Annotated in this window: 1 protein-coding gene; it reads right to left on the reverse strand. The window is 57.4% G+C overall.

Annotation, left to right across the window (positions count from 1 at the left end):
• Positions 1-126: 126 nt before the first annotated feature.
• Positions 127-819, reverse strand: coding sequence for an apolipoprotein A1/A4/E family protein (locus F2P45_RS34305; protein ID WP_166882673.1), 693 nt, complete (start codon positions 817-819; stop codon positions 127-129).
• Positions 820-882: the final 63 nt, after the last annotated feature.

Here is an 882-nt window from a genome sequence, read left to right on the forward strand (position 1 = left end):
GCCAGCGGCGAAAACCGTGGATGACGTCGCGGCGCTGCTGCCGTGGAATATGAAGGATTTGCATACCCCCGATTTAACCAGCGGCGTGACTTCCTGAACAGTCTGGGGTTGATGGATCGCTTACGTTCAACCGGGTCCCGGTGCTGTGAATGAAAGGGACGGTGCACGCGGTGCAGGGGGCGCGGGCGATGCTGGGGGTTGCCCCGGCACAGACGCTACGGAAGAGGCAGGAGGCAGGCGCGCAGCGAGACTGCTGATTTGATTATTCAAATGATAAAACGCCCCGGCAACGCCGAGCATCGCGGTGATGGTCAGCCCCGCAAACCACATCATCGCCCTCATCAAGCTGCGGTGCACTTCCTTGCCCAGTTCCTTCATTTCTGCGCGCAGACTGGATCCTAAGTCACTGAGTTCCTTGCGAAAACTCGTCCCCAACTCACTGATTTCCTTGCACAGGCTCGTCCCCAATTCACTGATTTCCTTGCGCAGGCTCGTACCCAATTCACTGATTTCCTTGCGCAGGCTCGTCCCCAATGCGCTGGTTTCTCCACGTAACTCGGTGCCCAGCCTGCTGGTTTCTGCACGCAATTCAGTGCCCAAGGCGCTGGTTTCTCCACGCATTTCAGTGCCAAGCCCGTTGATCTTTTCATGCAGCCCAGTGCCCAAGGCGCTGATTTCTCCACGCAATTCAGTGCCCAGTCCGTTGAACTTTTCATGCAGCCCGGTGCCCAAGGCGCTGATTTCTCCACGCAATTCAGTGCCTTGCTCGTTGATCTTTTCGTGCAGCCCGGTGCCCAACGCGCTGATTTCTCCACGCAATTCAGTGCCCAGCCCGTTGATCTATTCTTGCACGCCCGGGCCCAACGCGCTCAATAAAAAAAC

Source organism: Massilia mucilaginosa (assembly GCF_011682145.1).
Lineage (GTDB): Bacteria > Pseudomonadota > Gammaproteobacteria > Burkholderiales > Burkholderiaceae_D > Telluria_A > Telluria_A mucilaginosa.